The sequence below is a fragment of the Pseudomonas sp. NY8896 genome (assembly GCF_039634505.1).
In genome coordinates, this window is the sequence record NZ_CP132350.1 from 3,165,215 (window position 1) to 3,188,892 (window position 23,678).

The 23,678-nt window shown below is 61.3% G+C and carries 19 protein-coding genes; 3 read left to right on the forward strand and 16 right to left on the reverse strand.

Translation table 11 applies throughout. The features are described 5' to 3' along the window. Positions 1-28: 28 nt before the first annotated feature. The 3 genes from Q9451_RS14235 to Q9451_RS14245 form a co-directional block, all read right to left on the reverse strand. Positions 29-1,153: an NAD(P)-dependent alcohol dehydrogenase gene (locus Q9451_RS14235; RefSeq protein ID WP_012272866.1), complete on the reverse strand. Its 1,125-nt coding sequence runs from the start codon at positions 1,151-1,153 to the stop codon at positions 29-31. Positions 1,154-1,171: 18 nt separating this feature from the next. Then, positions 1,172-2,632, reverse strand: a complete 1,461-nt coding sequence (locus Q9451_RS14240) for a benzaldehyde dehydrogenase (protein WP_041166527.1) — start codon at positions 2,630-2,632, stop codon at positions 1,172-1,174. Positions 2,633-2,805: 173 nt separating this feature from the next. Beyond that, positions 2,806-4,518 carry an FAD-dependent oxidoreductase gene (locus Q9451_RS14245; RefSeq protein WP_012272864.1) on the reverse strand — a complete coding sequence of 571 codons (1,713 nt, stop codon included), beginning with the start codon at positions 4,516-4,518 and terminating at the stop codon, positions 2,806-2,808. A gap of 194 nt (positions 4,519-4,712) precedes the next feature. On the opposite strand from Q9451_RS14245, the gene Q9451_RS14250 reads away from it, so the two are divergent. The 3 genes from Q9451_RS14250 to Q9451_RS14260 all read left to right on the forward strand — a co-directional run bounded on the left by Q9451_RS14250 (position 4,713) and on the right by Q9451_RS14260 (position 7,527). After that, positions 4,713-5,489, forward strand: coding sequence for an IclR family transcriptional regulator (locus Q9451_RS14250; RefSeq protein ID WP_012272863.1), 777 nt, complete (start codon positions 4,713-4,715; stop codon positions 5,487-5,489). A 139-nt stretch (positions 5,490-5,628) separates the two neighbouring features. Beyond that, positions 5,629-6,681: a Gfo/Idh/MocA family oxidoreductase gene (locus Q9451_RS14255; protein ID WP_012272862.1), complete on the forward strand. Its 1,053-nt coding sequence runs from the start codon at positions 5,629-5,631 to the stop codon at positions 6,679-6,681. A 30-nt stretch (positions 6,682-6,711) separates the two neighbouring features. Next, positions 6,712-7,527, forward strand: coding sequence for a sugar phosphate isomerase/epimerase (locus Q9451_RS14260; RefSeq protein ID WP_012272861.1), 816 nt, complete (start codon positions 6,712-6,714; stop codon positions 7,525-7,527). Positions 7,528-7,737: 210 nt separating this feature from the next. On the opposite strand, the gene Q9451_RS14265 is transcribed toward Q9451_RS14260, so the two are convergent. The 13 genes from Q9451_RS14265 to tssF all read right to left on the reverse strand — a co-directional run bounded on the left by Q9451_RS14265 (position 7,738) and on the right by tssF (position 23,677). After that, positions 7,738-9,063, reverse strand: coding sequence for an MFS transporter (locus tag Q9451_RS14265; protein ID WP_012272860.1), 1,326 nt, complete (start codon positions 9,061-9,063; stop codon positions 7,738-7,740). Positions 9,064-9,370: 307 nt separating this feature from the next. Then, positions 9,371-9,628 (reverse strand): PAAR domain-containing protein, encoded by a 258-nt coding sequence (locus Q9451_RS14270; protein WP_012272859.1) that lies wholly within the window; start codon positions 9,626-9,628, stop codon positions 9,371-9,373. Continuing rightward, positions 9,625-10,515, reverse strand: coding sequence for a DUF6708 domain-containing protein (locus Q9451_RS14275; protein WP_012272858.1), 891 nt, complete (start codon positions 10,513-10,515; stop codon positions 9,625-9,627). Before Q9451_RS14275 ends, Q9451_RS14270 begins: the two co-directional genes overlap by 4 nt. Before the next feature lie 2 nt (positions 10,516-10,517). After that, positions 10,518-13,508, reverse strand: a complete 2,991-nt coding sequence (locus Q9451_RS14280) for a T6SS effector BTH_I2691 family protein (RefSeq protein WP_012272857.1) — start codon at positions 13,506-13,508, stop codon at positions 10,518-10,520. Continuing rightward, entirely contained in the window at positions 13,501-14,433 is a 933-nt protein-coding gene (locus tag Q9451_RS14285) for a DUF4123 domain-containing protein (protein WP_012272856.1), read from the reverse strand. Before Q9451_RS14285 ends, Q9451_RS14280 begins: the two co-directional genes overlap by 8 nt. Continuing rightward, on the reverse strand, positions 14,430-16,598 hold the full coding sequence (tssI, locus tag Q9451_RS14290) for a type VI secretion system tip protein TssI/VgrG (RefSeq protein WP_012272855.1): 2,169 nt from the start codon (positions 16,596-16,598) through the stop codon (positions 14,430-14,432). The genes Q9451_RS14285 and tssI overlap by 4 nt, the downstream gene beginning before the upstream one ends. A gap of 73 nt (positions 16,599-16,671) precedes the next feature. Next, complete coding sequence (locus tag Q9451_RS14295; RefSeq protein WP_012272854.1) at positions 16,672-17,187, reverse strand: Hcp family type VI secretion system effector; 516 nt, start codon at positions 17,185-17,187, stop codon at positions 16,672-16,674. Positions 17,188-17,306: 119 nt separating this feature from the next. Further along, positions 17,307-18,176, reverse strand: a complete 870-nt coding sequence (gene icmH, locus Q9451_RS14300; protein WP_012272853.1) for a type IVB secretion system protein IcmH/DotU — start codon at positions 18,174-18,176, stop codon at positions 17,307-17,309. Between the two features lies 1 nt (position 18,177). Further along, on the reverse strand, positions 18,178-19,515 hold the full coding sequence (gene tssK, locus Q9451_RS14305; protein ID WP_012272852.1) for a type VI secretion system baseplate subunit TssK: 1,338 nt from the start codon (positions 19,513-19,515) through the stop codon (positions 18,178-18,180). A gap of 55 nt (positions 19,516-19,570) precedes the next feature. Next, on the reverse strand, positions 19,571-20,368 hold the full coding sequence (gene tssJ / locus Q9451_RS14310) for a type VI secretion system lipoprotein TssJ (protein WP_012272851.1): 798 nt from the start codon (positions 20,366-20,368) through the stop codon (positions 19,571-19,573). Beyond that, a complete protein-coding gene (locus Q9451_RS14315; protein ID WP_012272850.1) occupies positions 20,365-20,934 on the reverse strand; it encodes an FHA domain-containing protein in 570 nt (189 codons plus the stop codon). The genes tssJ and Q9451_RS14315 overlap by 4 nt, the downstream gene beginning before the upstream one ends. After that, positions 20,931-21,947, reverse strand: coding sequence for a type VI secretion system baseplate subunit TssG (gene tssG / locus Q9451_RS14320; RefSeq protein WP_012272849.1), 1,017 nt, complete (start codon positions 21,945-21,947; stop codon positions 20,931-20,933). The genes Q9451_RS14315 and tssG overlap by 4 nt, the downstream gene beginning before the upstream one ends. Beyond that, complete coding sequence (gene tssF / locus Q9451_RS14325) at positions 21,911-23,677, reverse strand: type VI secretion system baseplate subunit TssF (RefSeq protein WP_012272848.1); 1,767 nt, start codon at positions 23,675-23,677, stop codon at positions 21,911-21,913. Before tssF ends, tssG begins: the two co-directional genes overlap by 37 nt. Position 23,678: the final 1 nt, after the last annotated feature.

Genomic DNA, 23,678 nt, shown 5'->3' on the forward strand with positions numbered 1-23,678 from the left:
GGGCAGCCCATGGCTGCCCCTGGGGGCGTTACTTCTGGATACGGATGATCGGTTTCAGCGTCAGGCCTTTTTCGCTGTCCTCGGCGGCCTGGTTGATCTGTTCGAAGTCATAGAAACGCACCAGCTTGTCGAAGGCGAAGCGGCCCTGCAGGTACAGGTTGACCAGCTCGGGGATGAACTTCTTCGGCACGCTGTCACCCTCGACGATGCCGCGAATGACCTTGCCGCCCAGCAGCAGGTCGTTGACGTCGAACTGTGCAGTGGTGCCCAGCGGCGGCGCACCGACCACCCCCAGTGCGCCACGGCTGCCAAGGGCATCCACGGCCTGGCGCAGCACTTCCGGGCGCCCCGTGGACTCCAGGGCGAACTGCACGCCGCCGCCGGTGATTTCGCGGATGGCTGCCACCGGGTCGGTTTCACGGCTGTTGACCACGTGGGTGGCGCCCAGCTCCAGGGCCAGCGCCAGACGCGAAGGCACCACGTCGACCGCGATGATGGTGGCGGCGCCTGCCACTTGCGCGGCCAGCACGGCGGACAGGCCCACCGCACCGCCGCCAAAGGCGGCAAAGGCGCTGCCCGGGGTGACCCTGAGCGAGTTGATCACCGCGCCGGCGCCTGTCTGGATACCGCAACCCAGCGGGCCAAGCAGCTCGATTGGCGCTTCCTTGGGCACCCGCACGGTGTTGTTCTCGCGCCCCAGTGCGTAGGTGGCGAACGACGACTGGGCGAAGAAGTGGTCATTCAGGGCGTGGCCTTGTTCATCCTGCAGCGCATGTTCGCCTTCGGGGCCAGCACCACTGAAATTGCGCCCGAAAAAGTCCTGGCAGTAGGCGGCCTGGCCTGCGTCGCAGGCCAGGCAGCGGCCGCAGTAGCCGTAGGTCATCACCACGTGGTCGCCCACGGCCAGGTTCTGTACCAAAGGGCCAACGGCCTCGACGATGCCAGAGCCTTCGTGCCCCAGCACCGCTGGCAGCGGCACGGGGTAGTACTGGTCGCGCACGATCATGTCGGTGTGGCACATGCCGGTGGCGACGATGCGCACCAGCACTTCATCACCTTGCGGCGCACGAATACGCGCCTGTTCCAGCACGAAGGGGGCGCCTTTGCCACGGGTGACGGCAGCTTGAATGGGGCGAAACAGAGGTGTTGTCATTGTTATTGTTCTCCGGGGTTACAGGGGGTAGGCAGGCGCTTGGCCCTTGAGGGTCAGCCATTGCCATTGGGTGAACTCTTCCCAGTTGGCGGCGCCACCGATGCTGCTGCCGTTGCCGGATGCACCCACGCCGCCGAAAGGGTTGATGACCTCGTCGTTGACGGTCTGGTCGTTGATATGCAGAAGCCCGGTGCGCAATTGTTCGCCCAGGCGCAAGGCGCGGCCGGTATCGCGCGACAGGATGGCAGCGCTCAAGCCGTAGTCCGTGTCGTTGGCCAGTTCCACGGCCTGCTCATCGCTATCGAACGGCACCACCACGGCCACGGGGCCAAAGATTTCCTCGTGAAATGCCGGGTTGTCACGCTGCACGTCGCTGAGCACGGTCGGCTGGAAGAACAGCCCGTCAGCCGCACCGCCGGTTGCCAGCGTTGCCCCGGCAGCGCGTGCGGCGTCGACGATGCGCAAGGCGTTGTCACGCTGGGCCGCGTTGATCAGCGGGCCTAGGTGTACCTGGCCGCTGGCCGGGTCGCCCACCGTCAGGCTGCGTGCCTTGGCCACCAGGCGCGCGACGAACGCGTCATAGATGCCCCGTTGCACCAGCACCCGGCCGGTCGACATGCAGATTTGCCCCTGGTGCAGGTACACCCCCCAGGTAGCGTTGGCGATGGCCAGGTCCAGGTCGGCGTCGTCGAGGATGATCAACGAGTTCTTGCCTCCCAGTTCGAGCGAGACTTTCTTCAGGTGGCGACCGGCAGCTTCGCCCACTTTGCGGCCAGCGGCGGTGGAACCGGTGAACTGGATCATCGCCACGCTGGGTGACGCAGTCAGCGCTGCACCGGCCTCTGCGCCGCCCGGCAGCACATGCAGTACGCCTGCCGGCAAACCTGCCAGCTCGAAGATGCGGGCGATGACATGGCCGCCGCACACTGCGGTGCGCGGGTCGGGCTTGAGCACGACCGCATTGCCCGTGGCCAGTGCCGGGGCAACCGCACGCATGGCCAGGTACAGCGGGAAGTTGAACGGTGAAATGACTCCGATCACGCCCAGCGGGCGGCGCCGTGCGATGCTCAGGCGGCCGGCTGTGGAAGGCAGTACTTCGCCTTGGCTGCGCGAGGGAAGGGCACAGGCTTCGTGCAGCGCTTTGATGCTGATGGAGGCCTCGAAGCCGGCCTTGGCCTGGGTCGAGCCACTTTCGCGAACGATCCAGTTGGCGATCTCGGCCTGGTATTGCTCGGCGATAGCGGCGGCCTTGCGCAGGACTTTGGCGCGTTCGTCGTAGGGCAGGGCATACCAACTGCGCTGGGCCGTGGCGGCCTCGCGCGCGCTTTGCTCGACCTGTTTGGCACCGGCGTTGGCCAGGGCACCCAGTGCCACGCCATTGCCAGGGGAGGTAACGGCGGTGGCGGGCAGCTCACCGGGTACCCAGGTACCGGTGAACAGCCGCTCGTTCCAGAGTTCGTTGGGCAGTAAGGTATCCACGCAAAGCATCCTGTGTTGTTGTGTTCACGGATGCTTGTTGCAGGGGGTGTGCCAAGGTGCAGCGGCCATAGAATTCAGGAGCTGCGGGCCTGGCGGTGTTCACAACCTGAACAATCGACGGTTTTGCGAGTGTTCATTTTCTGAACAGGGCGCTGCAAGCCTTTCGGCTTGCCTCACTCGTATCCTTGCGCCCCGGCAATATGCCGCCCGGCCACATAGCCGAAGGTCAACGCCGGCCCCAGGTTGATGCCGCCCGATGGGTACCAGCCACCAAACACGCTGGCCATGTCGGTACCCGCCGCATACAAACCTGCAATCGGCTGCCCGGCCTCATCCAGCACCCGGGCATTGCCGTCGGTGCGCAGCCCGGCAAAGGTGCCGAAGCAGCCGGGCTGTACTTTCACCGCATAGAACGGCCCGTGCTCGATGGGCGCCACGCAAGGGTTGGGGCCTTTGTGCCCAGGGTCGCCTTGCTTGCGGTTGAACGGCGTGGAGCCCCGGCCAAAGGCGGGGTCCTGGCCATTGCGTGCGTGCTTGTTGAAGTCGCTGACCGTGGCCCTTAACCCGGCCGGGTCAATGCCGCAGGCATCCGCCAACGCTTCCAGCGTGGCGCCTTGCTTGAGGTAGCCGCTGCGCACATGGGGCCCCACCGGCAACGGCGCGGGGCGGGCGTGGCCCAGCCCGTAGCGGCGCAGGAACCGATGGTCGCAGACCAGCCACGAACACACCGCTTCATCCTGCGGCACCGCCGCGACCATCGCCGATACATAGTCGTAGTAGCCATGCGCTTCATTGACGAAGCGCTTGCCGTTGGCCAGCACGCCGATAATGCCCGGCTTGCCGCGCTCGATAATGTGCGGAAAATGGCCGACGCTGCCGTCGCGGTGCGGCACCTGCGAAACCGGTGCCCAGGCCACCGGCGATTTCAAGTCGGTGGCAACCACGCCACCGGCAGATTCCCCCAGGCGCAGGCCATCGCCCGAGCAGCCCTTGGGCGGCAGCGCCAGGTTGTCGTGGCCGCTGGCATCGCGGGGAAACAATTGCCGGCGGCGGGCGTTGTCGTTGGGGAAGCCGCCTGCCGCCAGCACTACGGCCTTGGCGCGAATCAGCTGCTCGCCCTGCGGTGTGGCCACCCGTGCCCCGCGCACCTGGCCATCCTCGACCAGCAGGTGCTTGGCCGGCGCCGACTCTTGCAGGTGCACGCCCAGGTCCTGCGCCGATTTGGCCAGGCGCGCCACCAGCGCCACGCCGTTGACCAGGTGCATCGCCCGGCCGTAGCGGGCCAGGTGGTACAGGTGGCGGCCAAAGCGTTTGCACACATGCAGCAGGGCTTTGGGCGAGCGGGTCATGTTGAGAAAAGCAGCAAGGTCGGCGCCGGCCATGATCGGCATGCCCATGAATGAGGTTTCGCGCAGGGTCTTGCGCAAGCGCGGCAGCAGGGCGCCAACCTCGCGGGCGTCATAGGGCGCGGCGATCACCTGGTGCCCGCCCTGGGCTGCCCCCGGTGTGTCGCCATGCATGTCGGGTATACCGTTGCCGTCGGCAAACTGCAACGCCGTGTGCTTCTCGAAAAACGCCACCATGTGCGGGCACGCTTCAAGGAAGGCATCGACGCGCTCGGCGTTGTAGTTAGCCCCCAGTTCATGGCGCAGATAAGTGCGTGGCTGTTCGATGTCTTCTACGATGCCGGCCCTGCGCGCCAGTGGATTGCGCGGCGCCCAGGCCCAGCCACCGGACCAGGCGGTGGCACCGCCAAACACCGGTTCCTTCTCCACCACGATCACCTTCTGCCCATGCCAGGCAGCCGTTACGGCCGCAGCCAGCCCGGCGGCGCCAGAGCCTATGACCAGTACATCGCATTCGGTTTCGAAGGGAGCGGAAGGCATCACGGGATTCCTGTATTGTTATTGGAACAAGGTTCCATATTCTTGTCGGCAGCGTCTCGGCCTGCAAGGGCAGGCGGGTTGTGCCAGGCAAGTACTGGGCGATCATCGGACATTCACAGTCGCTGGCGCTGCGCTGGCTAGCGACGATGTGGAATCATCTTCTAGAATTCGCAAAAAAATCAGGGACCTGTGTCATGGCTGGTAGTCAGATCGAACGCGCCTTCAGTCTTGTAGAAAGCCTTGCCGGTGAGCCCCAGGGGCTACCGCTGCAAACCCTGGCCGAGCGCCTGGACATTCCCAAAAGCGCTGCCCACCGCATGCTCACCGAGCTGGTGCGGCTGGGCTATGTGCGACAAAACCGGGAAAGCAGCCGTTATCAGCTATCGGCCAAGCTGGTCGCGCAGGGCTTTCGTTACCTGGCCAGCAGCGGTGCCGACATCATCCAGCCGATTCTCGACCGCCTGGCCCAGGACAGCGGTGAACTGGTACGCCTGGGTGTGATCGAGGGCGTCCGGCAAACCTGGATCGCCAAGTCCCAGGGCGCCCGCTCCGGGCTGCGCTACGACCCGGACATGGGCCGCGATGCGCCGCTGTTCTATACCGCCTCCGGGCATGCCTGGCTGGCCAGCCTGAACGATGAGCAGGCGCTGCAGATGGTGTTGCGCCAAGGCATTGCCGACCCCGCTCAGTTCGGCCCGAATGCACCGCGCTCCACCGATGAGCTGCTCGCCTACCTGCACCGCGCCCGCGAGCGTGGCTACGCCTGGGTCGAGGAAACCTCCGCCATTGGCACGTCGGCCCTCGCCGCAGTGGTGCGCCGCCCGCAAAGTGACGAGGTCATCGGCGTGCTGAGCATCGCCGGGCCCAGCGCGCGCCTGGCACAAAGCCGCCTGCCCGAGCTGGCACCGCTGCTGCTGGCGGCGGCGGACGAACTGTCGGCTGCCAGCCGCGCCAGCGAGTTGTTCGCTTGAAGGCATAAAGCGGTCGATTACCGCACAGTCTGTTGCGCCGGTTCTTCTGAAAAGCTGAACCAGGTTCTAAATTGTTGATCGTTGATTCTGGAACTGAGTTTCAGAATTCACAAAACAACAATGACAAGAGGACAGGCTGTTGAACGCACCCCTTCGTATTGCCTTGATCGGCGCTGGCATCATGGGCCGCCAGCACTACCAGCACTTGCGCAATGTGCCGCAAGCCCAACTGTGTGCCGTGGCCGACCCCGGCCCACAGGCCGAAGCCTTCGCCGCCGAGTGCGGTGTGCCTTGTTTTGCCGACCATCGCCAGATGCTGGAGCGTGTGCGCCCGGAGGCGGTGATCATCGCCAACCCCAACAATCAGCATGTGGCCACCGCGTTGGATTGCGTCGAGGCCGGCGTGCCGGTGCTTGTAGAAAAACCGGTAGGCGTACATCTGGATGAAGCTCGGGCACTGGTAGAGGCTTCGCATCGGCGCAATGTGCCGGTGCTGGTCGGCCACCATCGCCGGCACAACCCGCTGATCGCCAAGGCGCACCAGGTGATCAGTGAAGGCAAGCTGGGCCGGCTGATCAACGTTACCGCGCTGTGGCAGTTGCAAAAGCCCGACAGCTATTTCGAAACCCCCTGGCGTCGCGAGCCAGGGGCGGGCTTTTTGCTGACCAACCTGATCCACGACCTGGATCTGCTGCGTCACCTGTGTGGTGAGGTGGTGCAGGTGCAGGCGTTCACCCGCAACGATGTACGTGGTTTTGCCAACGAAGACAGCGCAGCAGTGCTGCTGCAATTCGCCAATGGCGCGTTGGGCAGCCTGACGGGCTCGGACGCGGTGGCCGCGCCCTGGAGCTGGGAGCTGGACTCTGGCGAAAGCCCGATCTACCCGCGCCAGGACGGTCAGCCGTGTTACATGCTGGCTGGTACTCAAGGGGCGTTGAGCATTCCCCAGCTCAAGCGCTGGCATTACGCCGAGGCCGGTTCGGGCTGGCACACGCCGCTGCTGCAGTGCGAGGAGAGCATCCCCGCTGGCGAGGCGTTGACCCTGCAGTTGCAGCACTTCGTGCGGGTTGCCCGTGGTGAACAGGCGCCGCTGATCGATGCCGCCGACGGTGGCCGCACCCTCGCGCTGATCGAAGCGATCCGCCAGGCAGCCGAAAGCGGCCGGGCCTGCGCGCCCGAGCACATTGGCTGAAGCAACCTTACTCTTTACTGGTGACGATAAATGACTGATCGGATTTTCTCCCTCGCGGCCCTGACGGTACTCGAGCTGTCCCCACCGGACATGGTCGAGGCTGCCGCCCGCGCGGGTTACAGCCACGTTGGCCTACGCCTGGTGCCCGCTACCGAACACGAGCAGCACTTCCCGTTGGTGGCCGATGCCGACCTGCGTCGGCAGACCCAGGCGCGCCTGCGCGACACCGGCATCAAGGTGCTCGACCTGGAGATTCTGCGCCTCAAGCCGGAAACCTGCGTCGCCGATTTCGAACCGATCCTGGCGGTGGGCGCCGAGTTGGGGGGCACCGAACTGCTGGTGGCTGGCAACGACCCGGACGAAGCGCGGCTGACCGAACGCTTTGCCGCTTTGTGCGAGCTGGCGGCGCGCTACGGCATCTACCCGCACCTGGAGTTCATGCCCTGGACCGACGTGCGCGACCTGCGCCAGGCCATGCGAGTGGTGGCCAACGCCGACCACGCCAATGGCTGCGTGCTGGTGGATGCCTTCCACTTCAACCGATCCCACTCATCGTTGGACCACCTGGCGCAGTTGGCTCCGCAGCGCATGCGCTATGCCCAGCTGTGTGACGTGGCCGGCCCAGTACCGGCCGACATGGACGAGATTCTGCGCCAGGCGCGTAACGAGCGACGCTTCCCCGGTGATGGCGATGCCGACCTGGTCAGCCTGCTGCGCGGCTTGCCGCCAACCGTGCCGCTGAGCCTGGAAATACCCACACGGCAGTTGCAGGAGCAGGGCATCAGCGGCGAACAGCGCGCGCGCATGGCGCTGGAGAAAGCCCTGGCGGTGTTGGCCAAGGTCTGATTTCGACCGGCAGCGCCCCCTTTTGTAGGAGCGGCCTTGTGTCGCGAAAGGGCCGCAAAGCGGCCCCAGATTCTCAGGCGTGTTGCAGAAATCGCTGGGGCTGCTTTGCAGCCCTTTCGCGACGCAAGGCCGCTCCCACTGTCATGGCCATTATCACCAGCCCAAAAAAAGGGCCCGCAAGGGCCCCGTAGAGAAAAGTGGCTAGCGCCCTCAGGCGCTCTCGACCTTGCGCGGTGCCATGAAGTACATCCACACCAGCGCCAGGAAGTACATGGCCGGGATCATGGTGAACAGCACGGCATAGTTGTTGTGGGTAGCGGTCAACACGCTGCCGACGATTTGCGTCATGAACATCCCGCCAATCGCCGCGCACATGCTGCCAAACCCGAACACCGTGCTCACCAGGTGCTTGGGTGTGTAGTCCATCACCAGGCTCCAGATGTTCGCCGTCCACGCCTGGTGCGCGCCCACGGCCAGCGAGATGGCGGCCACTGCAACCCAAAGGCCACTGGCGTTGGCGGCAAAGATGACGCTGAGCATGGTGCAGGCGAAGATCAGCATCGACACCAGCCGCGCAGTCGTGGCACGCACGCCACGGCCAATCAGCCACGACGACAAGATGCCACCACCGATGCTGCCAAAGTCCGCCGTCAGCCAGATGATGATCAGCGGGATGCCCATCTGGGTCACGTTGATGCCCAGGCTGTACTGCTGGTTGAGGAATGGCGGCAGCCAGTACAGGTAGAACCAGAACACCGGTGCGGTAATCGCATAGGCCACTGCAAACGCCCAGGTGCCACGCAGGCGCAGGATACGGCTGAACGGCACGCGGGTCGGCTCGGGCTCGTCGTCCTGCTGGATGTACTGCACCTCGCTCTGGCGCACGCTGGGGTGGTCTTCGGGGTTGTAGTACTTCAGCACCCACAGCACCACCCATACCAGGCCCAGGCTGCCCATGGCGATGAACGCGGCCTGCCAGCCCCACACGGCGAGGATCAACGGCAGCAGGGCCGGGGTGACCATGGCACCGACGTTGGTGCCGGCGTTGAACAACCCGGTGGCAATCGCTCGCTCACCCGCTGGGAACCACAGGCGCACGGTCTTGACGCAAGCCGGGTAGTTGGCGGCCTCGGTCAGACCGAGGATGAAGCGGCACACCATGAAACCTGCCGCCGAGGTAGCCAGGCCATGGGCACCGGTGGCCAGGCTCCACAGCAGCACGGCGAAGAAGAAGGCGCGTTTGACCCCGACTTTGTCGATCAGCCGGCCCTGCAGCAGAAAGCCGATGGCGTAACCGACCTGGAACCAGAAATTGATGTTGGCGTAGTCCATCGCCGTCCAGCTCATTTCCTTGGCCAGCACGGGCTGCATGATGCCAAGGGCGGCGCGGTCGATGTAGTTCAGGGTGGTGGCGAAGAACACCAGGGCAAGCATGCCCCAACGGGTTTTGCCGACGCCGAAGGCGCCGCGAAGCTTGTCGCCGATCGAACCCTGGGACATCCGGGGTGCGGCGGGGGTGATCTTGGAGTGGTTCATAAACTGCTCGTTTCTTGAAATTGTATTCAGCTGCGGTGCTACGGGTACGTGACCGGTTCCCAGGCAGGGGGGCACGCAAGGCCGGTGCATGGTGAGCAGTGAAGGCGGCAGCGTCAATTCAAGAGACGGGCTACTGTTCGGTTACCGAACGGTTGCGTTGGCCTGCGGGCGCGGCAGGGGTTCACGTTGTAAAAGGGTAGAAGGCTTTTGACCTGGTTGCTGGATGGTGCAGGTTGATGCCTTATGCGTTCAATCGCGATTTGGGCCGAAAAACGGCCCGAATCACCCATCGGGCCGGCGTTGGATTTCAATCAATGAGCCAACCTTGGTCACCCTCGATCAGCGTCCCGCCGTGGCTGGTGGTGTCTCCCTCCCTTGCTGCCGGTTGGCCCTCGATGATCGTGCAGGCAGCACCGGTTTCGATAAGGGCGCCGCAACTGATGCGGTCACCCACGCGCGCGACGGCCCTGCCATCCACGAATGTTGCGCTTGCGCCGGTTTCCACAGTGCCTTCGCCATGAATCGGGCAGTTGTGTCGATGGCCTACGAGTACGATGGGCTTCATTTGCGCTTCCTTTTTTTGGGTTGAGCTGGAGTTTCTTCGAAGGCTGCTGGGGGCGGTGGGGCTGCGCGGACGTTGAAGAGCTTGCAGATGAAGTACCAACAGATGGCAACCGTGAGGTTGTAGGGGAACAGCACGGCCCAGAACGGTAATTGCCAGTTCTTTTTGCCCTGCATTTCACCGGGCTCGCCGGTTCGCCAAGGCGCATAGTGTTGCCAGGCTTGCGCTGGGGTTAGGCAGATGGCGTGCAGTGGCTTGTGCCACCAGTTGGGTTCGCCGGGCGGAGGGAGCTTGTCTGGGCCGTGGGCCATGAAGTGGCGGAGGTATTCCCAGACTTCGGCGACGTGCTTTACACCGGGTTCGGTGGGTTCGTTGCTGTCGACCCACAGGCAGTCTTTTTGGTGGAGGGTTCCGTCTTCCCGGCGAGGGGCGAAGGCGAGGGCATAGCTGGTGCTGAACGAGGAGCCGCCGAATTCGGTGCGTTTGAAAAGGCCGCCTCCGGTATTGCTCCATTCAAAGACCAATACCTTGCTCAAGCGTTGGTAGTAGATTTTTTGGGTTGATCGGTTGAGGCAAATGGTAGATAAGCCCTTTATAAAGAAAATTCGATAAGCTAGGAAAGGAGTGAACACGAAGGGCGTTATTAAAAACAAGAGCATTAATATCATATCCTCATTGTATAGGTCCGCGATGTGTGGGGAGAGGTAGGGGTACATGCCAATCAATAGTGTGATCGTCATTGCGCAGTATAGCTTTCCCATAAAAACGGAATCTGTTACCCATGGGTTTCGCAGGCATAATGTATTTTCGGATACGTTTGCCAATTGCCCCCCAATTGCAGGTTTGTGCCCTGAGTCTGTGGTTGAATTGAATAGCCAGATGGTCGCCATGATCAGCGCTCCAGACGAAAAATTGAAAGAGTCTCATTGTCTTCGTCCAAGCCTTGGTTGGCACTGTAGGCTAGATGCAGTGAGACATGACTTTGGTTGGCTAGCGTGTTCTCGAAGTGCAGGACTAAACCCGCACCTACGATGTGGCCGGTCGGGGCAATTGGAAGCACGTCCCTTTCTTGGCCATCACGGAGGGCGTTTAAGCTTCCTGACCATTCGCTTACCCCAAGCACAAAGCCTGGCAGCAGCACTGTGAACTCAACGGTTGGCTGAGGTGCGACTACTTCGTTATGTGTGATCGCTGTCCAGTTTGGCGGAGACCAATGATTGTTCTGATGCCACCTAGTGTCGACATGAGTTACGCCGAGTGATAGGGCTTGCTCGGCGGATAGTAGTTTTGGCCCGTAATGCTCATTGTGCCAAGCTTTGACTTCCGTTTGCAGCGAGGCGAACACAGGCAGTTTCTTCTGATAATCCAAGATAATACCTGTACGTATCTCTCCATCATTATTGCGATTGCCGAAGATACTACGTGCTGCCCATAACTCAATTGGGCTGTGAAGGTGTTCATGTGCTTTGGCATGGAGGTAGAGGCCCCCTCCCATGATGGCGACGCCTACGAGGACAAGGGCCGCTGCGGCCCAACCGGCGAAGGGGACAAACGATGTGGCGCCTGCAACGGCAAGTCCTGCCTCAAGGGTGACAGCAGAGCCAATAGCCATGATTACTCCACCAGCTATAGTGTATCTGCCTGCAGTGGAGTCACCGTTGTCGAACTGGCGCAATCCCTTTGACCAGTCTGAGAACAGCCCAAATGCTATTGCTGGATATCCTGCTAAACGTGCGAACAAGTTACTGCTCAGGAACTTGACAATTCCGTTGCCAAACGCCATACCCGGTGCTGTTGAGCTTAACCGCAGCATCACCGCCTTCTGCGTTGCTCGCACGCTGACCCCTGTGGCTGCCGCTGCACCGATCACCCCGAAAATCGATGAAGCAAATCCCAAGGTGTATTCCGGGGCATTGCTCTTCTGCAGGCTGTTGTAGGCCGTCTTGAGCGACAGCACGTTGAACCACAGCATGCCCGCGTTCAAACCACCGCCAACGCCCGAGGTGAGCAGGCCGAGAAAATTGGGTTTCACTCGCGCTGTGGTCGTCAGTTCGATCAACACGTTCCGGCTACCCGAGATGCGCAGCTCTTTCAGTTCTTCGACCTGCGCCATGCCGCTCTTCAAGTACTTCTGTACCTCCTGGCTGAACGGATTTTCCGTGATGGCCTGGCTGGTGATCCGATAGCGCGCTGCCAATAGCCCCAGCGCTTTCTCGGCATTGCCTTCACGCGCCGCCATCAACACCTGCTGACGCAGACCATGGCTGGCATCCCAGCGGGTCTGCCCGCGCAGGCGCTTGAGCACCACGGTATTGACCGTCTGGGCGGTGAGGTCGGTGATGCCGGCCATGGCCGGGAAGCGGCCGGCCAAGTCTTCGATCACGTTGTCGCTGGCACCGAGCAAACTGCCGATCGAGTCGGCCTTGTCCTTGAACGGGTTGAACGGTGCCAGGGCGGTGTACAGCGGGCTGTCGTGTTGATCGAGCCACTGTTCGAGCCGTTTGAAGCGCCGATCCTGTTCCTCGGTGCCAGGGGCCGGCTGGCCCATCGGCTGAATCAGCAACGCCAAGGAAATTTCCAGACCGCGGGCGGAAGTGATTTCGTCACGGTCGTAACAGGCCAAGGCGGCGGCCAGGCTGTCGGGGTTATCGATGTGTTGGGGTTCGGCCGTCGCCAGCCAGGCGTCATGATCGTGGCTGGCTTGCAAGGCCTGGTTGCGCAGGGCGGCAATACGCCGTTCCAGCTCATCGCGCTCGGCGAGAAAGCGCTGGTATTTGCCGACATTGAGGCGCTGTGCCAGGCGTGCGCCGTGGGGGGAGTAGTTCTTGTGGGTGAGCGCCTGAAAATGCGACTCGGCTGGCGACAAGGCGGGGCCCCGGCGCTCCAGGCCAAGCCGGAACGCGGCCAGCTCCGGCGAGGGGGCGTCTGCCGGGTACATGCTCTCCAGCGTCTTGTTCAGCAGCATGGCCACCAGGTTGCGATGGTGGAAATCGCGGCTTTGCACGCTCAGTTGTTCGGCATCCAACCGGTAGCACGCCGGCACGCGCTCCTGCTCGGGCGGTTGTGCGGGTTTGGTGTGCTCCAGTTGCTCGGCGGGCATCAGGTCGCGCAGTTGATGCTGGTAGGCCGAGACCGACAGGCTCAGGTCCAGGGCCATGCCTTCGGCGTCGGCAAGCGCGACTACCACCGGCACTTTCGGCTGGGTGTAGGGGTAGTGCCGCGCCATGGCGACGAGGTTGCCGATGGGCAGGATTTCGCTGATCGGGTCGCTGCTCCAGGTCAGCGGCATGCGCCGGTGGGGCGGTTTGAAGTCTTCGACCCAGGTTTGCAGGGCGCTGACCGGCAGCACATGGGGCTGGGTGGACGGCGCTTGGTTGCCGCTCACCAGTTCGGCCATGTCCAACTGGCGCATGTGCCGTTTGCGCAGGGCAGGCGAGCCGGTGATGCGGGCGGTCATGGCGTTGGTCCACAGGTGTGGGCTGTAGCCGATCCAGACTTCCTTGGCGGTATCGGGGCAGGTATCGGCCCACACCCAGCCCAGGGTGCGGCTGGAGAGGTAGCGTTCACGCAGATGGTAGTTCTCCAGCCCTTGGTAGCGCAGTTCCTTGTAAAGGCCTGCGCCGACGTACTCATGAATGACCAGCTTTTCGCCCAGCGGGCCTTTCATGAACACGTAGACATAGCCCTGACGCAGGGCGCGGAGGGTATAGGCGGAGTGCTGCAGCGGGGCAAAGCCTTGTTCGAGGTTGAAGCCTGCGTCGGCATAGCGGTAGGCGGGGGAGTCGCCGGTGCGCGGCACGATGGCATAGCGCACTGGCAGGACGGGGATGCGTGCGCTACAGGCAGGGCCGGAGGTGGCGCTGCTGACACTGGCGTCATTCATAAGTGGGATCCTTGCTTTCGATCAGTGCGCGCAGTTCGCGGAGGCGGCCCTGGGGTGACTCCTCAAGGTTGGTGTAGATCCTCCCGGCCTGGTCATCTGTCATGAGCCACATGTGCCTGGCAATCAGCCTGATGAATTGCCCAGCGACTTCCTCATCGCGAAAATTGAGGGCTTTCAGTTGCGGCAGCAGGCGTTCGATCCATTGCCTGATGTCGGCCAGCGTGTGGGTGACATGCTGTGGCAGCGCCAACACTTCGTGTGCCAGCGTGAGCACGAAGTGTTCGTGCATGCCTGCTTGAAACCGCTCAAGTTCAAGTTTGCGAAGGGGAAGTGGGGCTTGGCTGAAGGGGCGCGCAAGCGTCGGGCTGCGCTGTAGCGTTTTCCACTCGTGAGCTGGCCCCCAGTTGACTCGCCAGGCCAGCGAAGTGACAGGCCCGAGCCACGTAGCTCGATGGTCGTCATCCAATGCATCCAGCCACGCCGCGAGGTGGTCCGGTTTGAACTGGAAAGTGGCCAGCCCCTGATCCGGTAGCGAGATCTGTACGAGGCTGGTGAAGTGGTCCGCCAGCTCGGCAAGGCCAACATCGGCATCCAGCGCGATGGCACCACCAATGGGCATCCAGGTCGAGATTGCATGGGTAAGCAGTTCTGGCGCGTCTGACACGTCTACCAGCAATGGCCCAAAGTCATAGCGCTCGTCCAGGGCACTGCGCCTCCACAGCCACGCATACTGGGTGTTTGGGCTGACTGCATGGACAAGATCAATTACCCAAGGGGCATAGGCCGGGATCAGCTCACCATTCGGGAGTATTTGGGATATTGGCCGGTAGGCCCAGTACTCGAGCACGTTAGTCATTAGCAGTAGGAAACGTGCGTTGTTGCCGAAGTACGTGCTTGGAAGCGTGTCCGAGGGTGCGGTGTTCATCGACCTGCCCCCCCGATGCAACGGCAGTCGGGCAAGGGACAGACGCCATCGGGGCGACGCCCACACTGACGTTCCAGAGGTTTGCCAGTGACTGGCGCGCTGCTGATTGAAAAGGGGTTGGTTGCCCCATCGGGCGATTTGAGGATTTGGCCGTTGATGCGTATTGTCGGGCTGTTCAGGGTGATGCCGGTCTCATCGATCTGGATAGAGCCCCCGGGGCCCTGGATGATCACTGCTTCTGCCGTACGAAGCTCATAGCGGCGGGTACGCCTGTGGATTGCTCCTCGGGCTTCCAGCTCGGCGAGCCCTTCGATCTGCTGCTTGAGGTTGCCTCCAATAGTGATGTGGTGATTGGCGGCGATGTGGTCGTGGCGGTGATTGCCGATGGTTTCAACACGGTCCTTGGCTATCTTGATGGTTTGGTTGCGCCCTATATCGAGCGCGGCGTCTTGGCCAATGGTGACGTGTTCGTCATTGCCAACCGTTTCAGTACGGTCATGGCCAATCAAAATCGACTCGTCGTTATTGACCTGTTCCGTGCGGTCATTGCCGACCTGGGTACTTTCGTCATGCTTGACCACGATGTTGTGGTCTTTCTGGGCATGGATGAACACTTCCTCCTGGCCCAGTTCATCCTCGAAGCGCAGCTCATTGAAGCCATCGCCCTTGTGGGTCTGGCTCTTGATGGTCATACGGGTCTTGTGCTGAGGCAGATCATACGGAGGCAGTTGGTTACCGCAGTAGGTGCGGCCGGTGATCATCGGCTGATCGGGGTCACCGTTGACGTAGTGGATGATCACGTCCTGGCCTATGCGCGGGATGGCCATGGCGCCCCAACTCCCACCGGCCCAGCCCTGCGACACGCGCACCCAACAGGAGCTGAATTCATTGTTTTCACTTTCACGGTCCCAGGGGAAGCTGACTTTGACTCGGCCCCATTGGTCGCAGTAGATCTCCTCGCCCTGTGGTCCAACCACGGTTGCCATGTGCGGGCCGTCAACCCGTGGCTTGGACAAGGGCGCAGGGCGCCACTCGATTCGGCCCGGAACCAGCACAGCTTTTTGTTCGTAACGTGTGCTTTGCTCAGCGCCGAACGCCTCTTCCTGCAGGCTGGTGAACTGGCTGCCTTCGTGGCTGACCGCGCTTACCCGCCAATGCACATTCAGGTTTTCCCGTGGGTGACCGGTCAGGTTGAAGCTCAGACCCGGTTGCAGGCGTACATCGTCACCCTCGACCTCGGCAACGCGCGCATCGTGTCGTAAGGCAGTGATGCGATTTTCGGTGAACGGTTTACCAACGGCGTCGCGTTTGTAACGGCCCGGGTAGTCGAAGCACTCGTAATCCTTGGACTGATGCTCCAGGTAACGGCCGGACGCCCTGTGCTCCTGGCGATAGGCCGGGTGGGTGAAGGTGTAGTCGCGCTGGACTTGTCGTGCGGTACGTACCTGTTCGCTGTAGCGCAGGCGCCGCAGGCAGGATTTAGGCTGGTCACCGCCGCTGCTGGAAAGGTACAGCACGGTGTCGGGGGCCAAGGGCGCGTCGTCTTCGTCGAAGCCTTCGTCGTTGTCCTCGCGCTTGATGGCACCATGACTGATCAGGCCAAGTGATTGCAGCCTGTCGGTGATGATCAATCCATGGCGTTCATCGTTGTGCTCGAAGCGGTAGACGATGCCTTCCTCTGCTGCCAGGCGGGCGATGAAGTCGAGGTCGGTCTCGCCGGCCTGTACGCAGAACTCGCGTACCTGATGGTCCATGCTAGTGCGCATGTCGAACTGGACGATGCCTTGGCGCTTGAGCATGAGCTCGAGAATTTGCGGAACGGTCTTGTGCTGGAAGATGCGCCAGTTCGAGCGAAGCCTGGCACGGGCCAATTGGGGTTCGACCAAGGCATGGTAGTAAGTGCGGGAGAAACCACTCTCGCCCTGGCTGAAGCTGCTGATTAGGCCGTGTACGTAACGTACGGGGTGGGCACCGTCCCAGATGGTGAACAGCGCTGGTTTGTCGAGCAAGTGGCCAAAGTCGACATCGTGCTCAAAGCTGATCAGCTCCAGGGTTAATGTGAACGGTTGGCTGAGCTCCTCCTTGAGCTTGAACGACACCACTTCGAATTCAGCGTTTCCCACCTGGGGCTGGAAGCTGTATCGCAAACTAGATCGGCTGGGCATATGCAGTCCTTGTTCGCCGTTTAAGACTTCGAAGTGCCCAGGCAGATCATGGCTGCCCAGGCTTTTCGTTAGATCAGGCGATCGGTTTGCGCCAGTCGTCGGAGCCTTCCGTACCCGCCGTCACGTGGGCCCAGGAAATCTTGCGGTATGACATTGCCACTTCGATCAACTGCGTATAGTTAGCGTTTGTCTGGTCTTGGGCATGCGGCAAGGTGGTATTGATGTCCACGATGGTGGCGTCCTCCAGCTTGGTGGTGAAGAAATGCTCTTGCTTCCCCTCCACCGAGGTGCGGTACCAGTTCACTTCAACGACTGGCAGCATTTCGCCGCTGGCCAGCGCCTGGTACATCAATGGTGTGGCTTTGTTTAGTGAGCTGGTGAAAATGAAGGGCTTGTGCACCCTTTGGCCAGCAGGCTGGCCACTTTGCGGATCGGTGGGAACGGTCACCTGGTGCTTGATCTCCTGCACCAGAATCTCGTCTTCGTGGCCTTCGACGAATACATTGCCGACTGAGTCGGAGGTGAATGCGCCTGCGGTGATGTTGCCTTGGGTCTTGCCTTCGATCTTGATGTAAGCGGGGGTTGGCATGGCAGTTTCTCCTGCGTCCATGTGAATTGACACGCGCACCACAGGTGGCGTGGCCATCAGAAGCGATGGGCTTGTCAACAAGGCAGAAGCCTCGCTAAATCGTTAATTACGCGTGCGACCTACTGCTGCAAGATGCCGTTGAGCGACTCCACTACCTCGGTGGTAATCAGGTGCAGGCGATAGCTGTAGATGCCGTAGGCCACAGCCATTGCGATGGCCGAAATCACCAGGGGGCTCCACCAGGGCCACTGCCGGTCCATGCGGAAATTTCGTGGGGCCACGTTGGTGTAGGGGTCGCAGACTTCTTCTGGCGTGGGGCCGCGTAGTTCGCGAATGATCCCGTGCAGTTGGTGAATCAGTGCGTTGAGTGTTTCTTCGCCCTTGGGCGCGAGGGCGTACTTGCCCCTGAGCCCAAGGCACAGGGCGTAGTACATGAACTCCAGTACGTCCTGATAACGCTTGGGCTCCTGCATCAGACGGGAAATCACGGTGAAGATTTTTTCCCCACCCCAGGTTTCGTCGTGGAAGATGCTCAGCAGCGGCTCCTGGCTCCAGCAGCTGCTCTTACCCCAGGGCCGTTCCATGACGGCCTCGTCTATGAACAGGCACAGTCCATAGGAATACGCCAATAACTGAGCAGGCTCGTAACCGTGCTGGCGTATTTCTTCCTGAATGTTGTCGATCTGGTTGCGAACTTGTTGATGCACTTCTTTGATGTTTGGCAATTCATCAAGCGTACGCAGGCGGATAACCAGGCCGAACAACGGCGATGCGGCATCCAGCATCAGGTTGGCAAAACCACCTCGCAGTTGAAACTCCGGATCGGCGGGGTAGCCTTCAGTGATCGGTTCAGGCTCAGGTTTCTCCATGGGCGCTTGCGCATGGGGTGGTTTGACCTGGGCGTCTGCCATTGGCTGTTTGAGTGCTGACGTGAGCTGGCTGCCTTCAGTGCTTTTTTCACCGGTTGGCGTGTTGTTCTGTCCTCCCATTTCACTCACTCCTGATCGCCCAGAACTGCAGCTCAAGTCCTGGGAACTCGCCCGCGATGTGGATACCGAAGCCATTTGCCTTGGCCATGCATGCCCAGGTCGGGTCACGCCGGTCCAACTCGAAGTAGCTGAAACCTGCATGGAAGGGCAGGTCACGCGGGGCCACCGGCAGTGGTCGCAAAGGGATGCCCGGCAGTTGTAGCGGCACCAGGTCGATCAATGACTCAAGTGAAGTAATCTTGGCTTTCTGGATGAACATCTGGCGCAAAGCCTGTGGCGGCAGGTCGGCGCGCACGGCGAGGATGAAGTCGGCTTCGTCGATTAGGCGACGGTCCTCTAGCGTGGTTGTCATCACGCCGAATGCTTCGCCCTCCAACGGTAGCGACACGGCGCGTGGCCGCAGGACCGTGCTCAGGGATCGGCGCAAGGTGTTTTCCAGCGGTTTGAAAGAGGTGTGCAGTGCAGTGTGGTGATACGCCGGGTACTCCTGCGGCAGTCTGTTTTCGTCGGTGAAAGTGACGAATTCGCCGCAGGCCTGGCTCATGCTCAGGTACAGCTGCTCGGGGTGCGTTTGCGCTTGCCTGGCCAGGTGCTGAAAGCATGGCCACCAACGGTTCATGGCCTGCAGCAGGTTGAAGTCGCGGATATCGGCGATACCGGATTGGCCCGATGCGCCAATGCGTGTGGCAAGTCCCCGCGCGCGCTCGCGCAGTGTGTTGGTGATTTCGTCCAGGAACCGCTGCAGTGCTGGTATCGCCCGCACTGACACGCTGGTAGGGTAGAACGCTTCGTCCAGCTGCAGGCTGCCATCGGGGCGCCGTTCCAGGATGCGTGCCAGTGCCAGGCGAGTGTAGGCGCTACTGTCCTGGGCCTTGCGCTTGAGCTGCAGGTTGGGCACGGCAAGGTCTACGTTTACCAGGTCGCCATCGGCGGTGTGGGTATCCTTGATTTCCTGTGCCTGGGCGGTATAGCGGAAGTTAGCAGCATTGTCGGGCCAGCTCACTTCGCGCCCCCCATCGGTTCGCAGCGGCAGGCACAGATACACCTCGCTGTCCTTGCAAGCGTCGTCGCCGATTTCCAGTGGCGGTGGTGGTGGCAGGTCGGCGGGAATGTCGAATACCGTGCCGTCCGGCATGACGCCTCGCGCCCGAGTGATGGCTATCTTGCCAAGGCTCAGGTACTCGTCGTTCAACTGTATTTCGCTGAAGCCATAGAACGCTGCATTGAGGCTGGCGAGGCGCTGGTGCAGGGCTGCTTCACTGGCCCTGGCCGCCTGTTGGAAATGCTGTGGTTTTACGAACAGGCCTTCGGGCCAAAGGACGGGGTTGCGTGAACTCATGGGCGCTCCTTGTCAGCGAGAGTAGGCGGGAAGGGCAATGGGAGTGGAGGCGCCATCAGTCTTCTTCCTTGAGTACGATGTGCGTGTCGTTGACCAATACCGACAGCACGATCTGGTGGCCACGCGGCGGAATACGCAGCACTTGCCGCCAGCTGGCGTTCTCGTGGCCTCGGTAGTCGCCAATCACCGCCACGAAACGGGTTTCGGCGTGGATAGCTTCGAACGGGATGTATTTGAACTGGCCAGGGCTCAGCAAATAGTCATCAGCACGGATGTAGGTACTGCGCAGGGCTGCGGCCGGGTCCTGGTCCAGCAATTGGTAGACGGTGTTGCGCAGCAACGAATCGTCGCGCAGTTGCAGGATCTTGATGGCCATGGGCGTGGCGACCTGCTCCGAGGCCGCGGCTGCGCTGCGCGGTAAGGTCAGCACCACCGTTGGGTCGTCATAGCTGCCGGGGGCGCTTTCTTCCAGAGGGGAGCGAGCCTGGGGACTGTCGTTTTCCTCATCCATCTCGACGGGCGATATGGCCGGGAATTGTGCTTGCAGGTACTCGAACAAAGTCCCGATTTTTTCGGTCAACGCGTAGGGGTCATCAGCACTCAGGGTCACTGCGTAAGGGCTGGGCTCCAAGGCGGTATCCTGTTCGACCGCTACGTCAAGGCTGTTCGGGTTACCGTTGAGGGTAGGGCTGGCATTGATGCTGAACGCGAGCTGGGTTGGGTGGTCCTTGGGCGGCCCGATGGGTAGAGAAGGGTCCATGACCACTTGACTCACTCTGCTTAGAGACGTGCAGCCGGCCAACCCCACCAGCGCAATCAGCAGAGGCGCGAACAGCAATGGATGACTCGTCATGGACGTTCTCCTGCAATCAGGCGTTGCAGTGGGTTTTCTGGCGATGTTGCTACGCAGGCCACTGCCTCCAGCGCCGCCAGGGGATCATTTCCCATGTCAGTCCCAAAGACCGAGCAGATCTCGGCGACAGGTTGGCTGGGAGTAGGTTTGGCCTGCCATGGGCTGATAGGGGCTTCGGCTACCAAGCGGTCGAGTACCCTGCGATCTGGGTTGAACAGGTCCTCCAGGGCATGCGTGCATGCTGGATCCTGGGCGTACTGCACCTGTAGTCGATAAGCACCAATGCGAAGTTGGTCCCCTTCCATCAGGCGCCTGGGAGGGAGTGATCCCAGGCAGACGGAGCTGTCATTCATATAGGTGCGGTGGCAGTGATCGATCACGCAGAAGCTGCCTTCAATCCAGCGGATTTCGCAGTGGATAGGCGCCACGGCCTGATCACGGTCATTGAGCCGCCAGTTAGCCCGCCTGCTTCCGATGGTCCCGCCTTTGCAATCGAACCGATGCCGCGCTGTCATGTCATGCCGCAGTTGGCCGAGGTTGATGATGCTCAAGGTCAAAGTGCTCAAGAACGCCCCCTGAACTGCACGACAGGGCTGAGCTGGCCATGCTGGTCATCGAAGAAGCTGGTCCAGCCCAGGTAGGCGCCCTGGCTGCGGTGCAGGCAGAAAGGCGACAATGCGTTCTGCTTCAGGCGCAGTTCCAGGTCGTAGGCCAGCCCGTCACGCAGCAGAAAGCCGATCAGTGCACGCAAACGGCCGAAGTTGATGCCGCTGGGCAGCAAGTCCCGCATCTGCGCTTGGTCGAGTTCGCTGATCACGATGGTGAACTTGCTGCTGCGGGTGCGGGTGCGGCTGCCGACCATGAACGTGCTGCCCAGCTGGCCGTTAGAGCGGCCCAGGCTTACAAGCTGTCTGGCCGCTGTGGGTACCGAACGCGTTTCGAACTCGCGAATCTGTACGTGTTTGAGGTCGAAGCAGTGTCCTATGATGCCGGCCACGGTGCCCGGCGCACGGCTGCGGCTGGCGATAACGCCAGCAAAGCTGAGCAGCCGGCTCCACGGGAGTGCCGTGTCCCCTCGCAGCTGTTTGTCATTAAGCCCCAGCAGGGCAAACACGTATTGCGAAAACCCGTCACTGGCACCTGGCTGGAAACGGATGTAGTAGCGGTACTTGCGCCAGATCCGGTGTAACAGGCTGAGCAGGTAGTGGTTGAAAAAGTCGAAGAAGGCCGGTCGCACACCAATGCCCTGTGCATGTTCATAGGCCACTTGTTCCAGGTAATAGGTGGGCAGCGGTGAATCAGTACCGTGCAAACCCATGAACGTGGCAACGACTCGGTAGCGCTCCTCCTCAGTGTGCATCCGCTGGGCGTTGTACACGTCCGAAACGGGGAAGGTCAGCCGGGGGTCGCAGGCCAGGCGCACACGCAGCCGGGTTGCTTCATCCGGCCAACGGGGTTCCAGATCATCGCCATGCAAGCCATGCAGCCGTTCCAGCAACTGAAAGAAGTTGTACTGGTGCGCTTCCGAGAGCAGCTTGTCGGCTAGATCAGCGGTTGCTTGCCGGTCTGTATTGGCCATGTGTAGTGCTCATTATTGGTGGTGTTGATCACTTCCAACTGGTGGAAGGAGTTGATGCTGGCGTACAGGGCGAAGAAGTGGGCGAGCACACAACTGAACAAGTACAAGTCGCCTTCGCAAAGGAAGGCGGTCTGGTCCAGTTTCAGCCGGGTGTGCAGACCACGAATAGGTTGTCCCTTTATTAGCCAATCCATGGGTTGTGTATGAATATCGCGCATACCTTCCAGGCGTTTACGGGTGGTGCGGGCCTGCTGGATGTCGTGTAGGGCCATGAAGTCATAGGCTCGTATCACTGCTTTAAGCGGCTCTACCGAGAGCAGGGAGAGGTAGTTGAGCGACATGTTTGAAATCAATGCCCATTGCAACTGGCCGTCCAGCACCGGGCGGCAGGGACGGGTGGGTTTACAGAGGTTGGTGTAGGTGGCCAGCGGGGGCGTGAGTTCGGTCAGGACGTTGATGTCATCGATGCCCAGCGCCAGCGGTAGGTCCCGATTAGTGCAGGTCAGGTCGATGGACGCGGTTTCCAGCTCGCCTATGTAGCTATTGGCGTCGGCACGGACGAAGGCGATTCGATGCATGACGCCATCGCCGTGCAGGCACTCTTCCAGCTGGTAGCGGTAGTACAGCGCCGTGCGCCCCTGAATATGCTCGATTTCATGGGCAAACGACTCGAAGGGACGGAAGGTACGTAGGTGTTCACCGATTTTTCCGTCTGTTGTCGTTCGGGTGCTAATGACCTGGTCGACACTGAAGATTTCGTATCCGTGCGGCTCTGTGCCCTTGGGCTTCAGTGGAACCAAGGCGTCCTCGCCGGACAGATCGATAGGTTCGGCGCTGTGCTGGAACAGGTTCACCGCAGGTGCGCAGAACAGGTTGAAATCTGCTCTGCCGACACGCAACGAGTCGGGTAGCTGGCGCGTGAAGTGAAACTCTAGGCATATGCGCGCGCTGTCATGAGCTGGCCAGATTTTCTCCAGCCCAGTCACACTGAAGAAGTGGAAGCGCTGGGGGAAAGCGAAGTACTCCTGCAGGATCCGGTAACCATCAAAGACGTTTTGTGGGTAAGGCAGCATGGCGTCATCGGGGCTGAACCCTGGGAACGTAATGCTGTTTGCCGGCAGACGACGTGCCTCGCCATCGATGGCCACGCTGACATGCTTGAGGTATTGAGAAATCCACAGGTAAAGCGTGCGTGCCGTGCGGGTATCGCCGGAGAGGTAAAAGTCGATGCTGGTACAGCCCAAACTGTTCAACGGCCGCTCGACCAGTATTTGAAGGCCGATACTGACCACAGAACTGTCAAGTGTCTGGGTTGCGGCCACCGTGTCGATCTCGAATGGATGAACGTTGACCGCTGTGCAGGTGCGAAACTCACAGGCCACGCCGTCTACCGGTTTCGAGAACAGCCTCGACCCCTTTGGGATGCGTTGTGACTGGCTGAGGGATTGCTTGATCGGGCTGAACTGGATGATCGTTGCGCTGGGGAGGGGGCGCAGATAATTCGGCCACAGCAACTGCAGCATGGGATGGGTCAGCTCTGGCAGGTCGTCTTCCAGCTTGAGCCGAAGCTTGGCGGTCAGGAATGCGAAGGCTTCCATCAGGCGTTCGACATCGGGGTCGCTGGCACCGTTGCCAAGCAACCGGGCGAGTTGTGGGTTGTCTTTGGCGAAGTCGTTCCCGAGTTCGTGCAGGTAACGCAGTTCTTCGCTGAAACTGTCTTTCAGTGACATC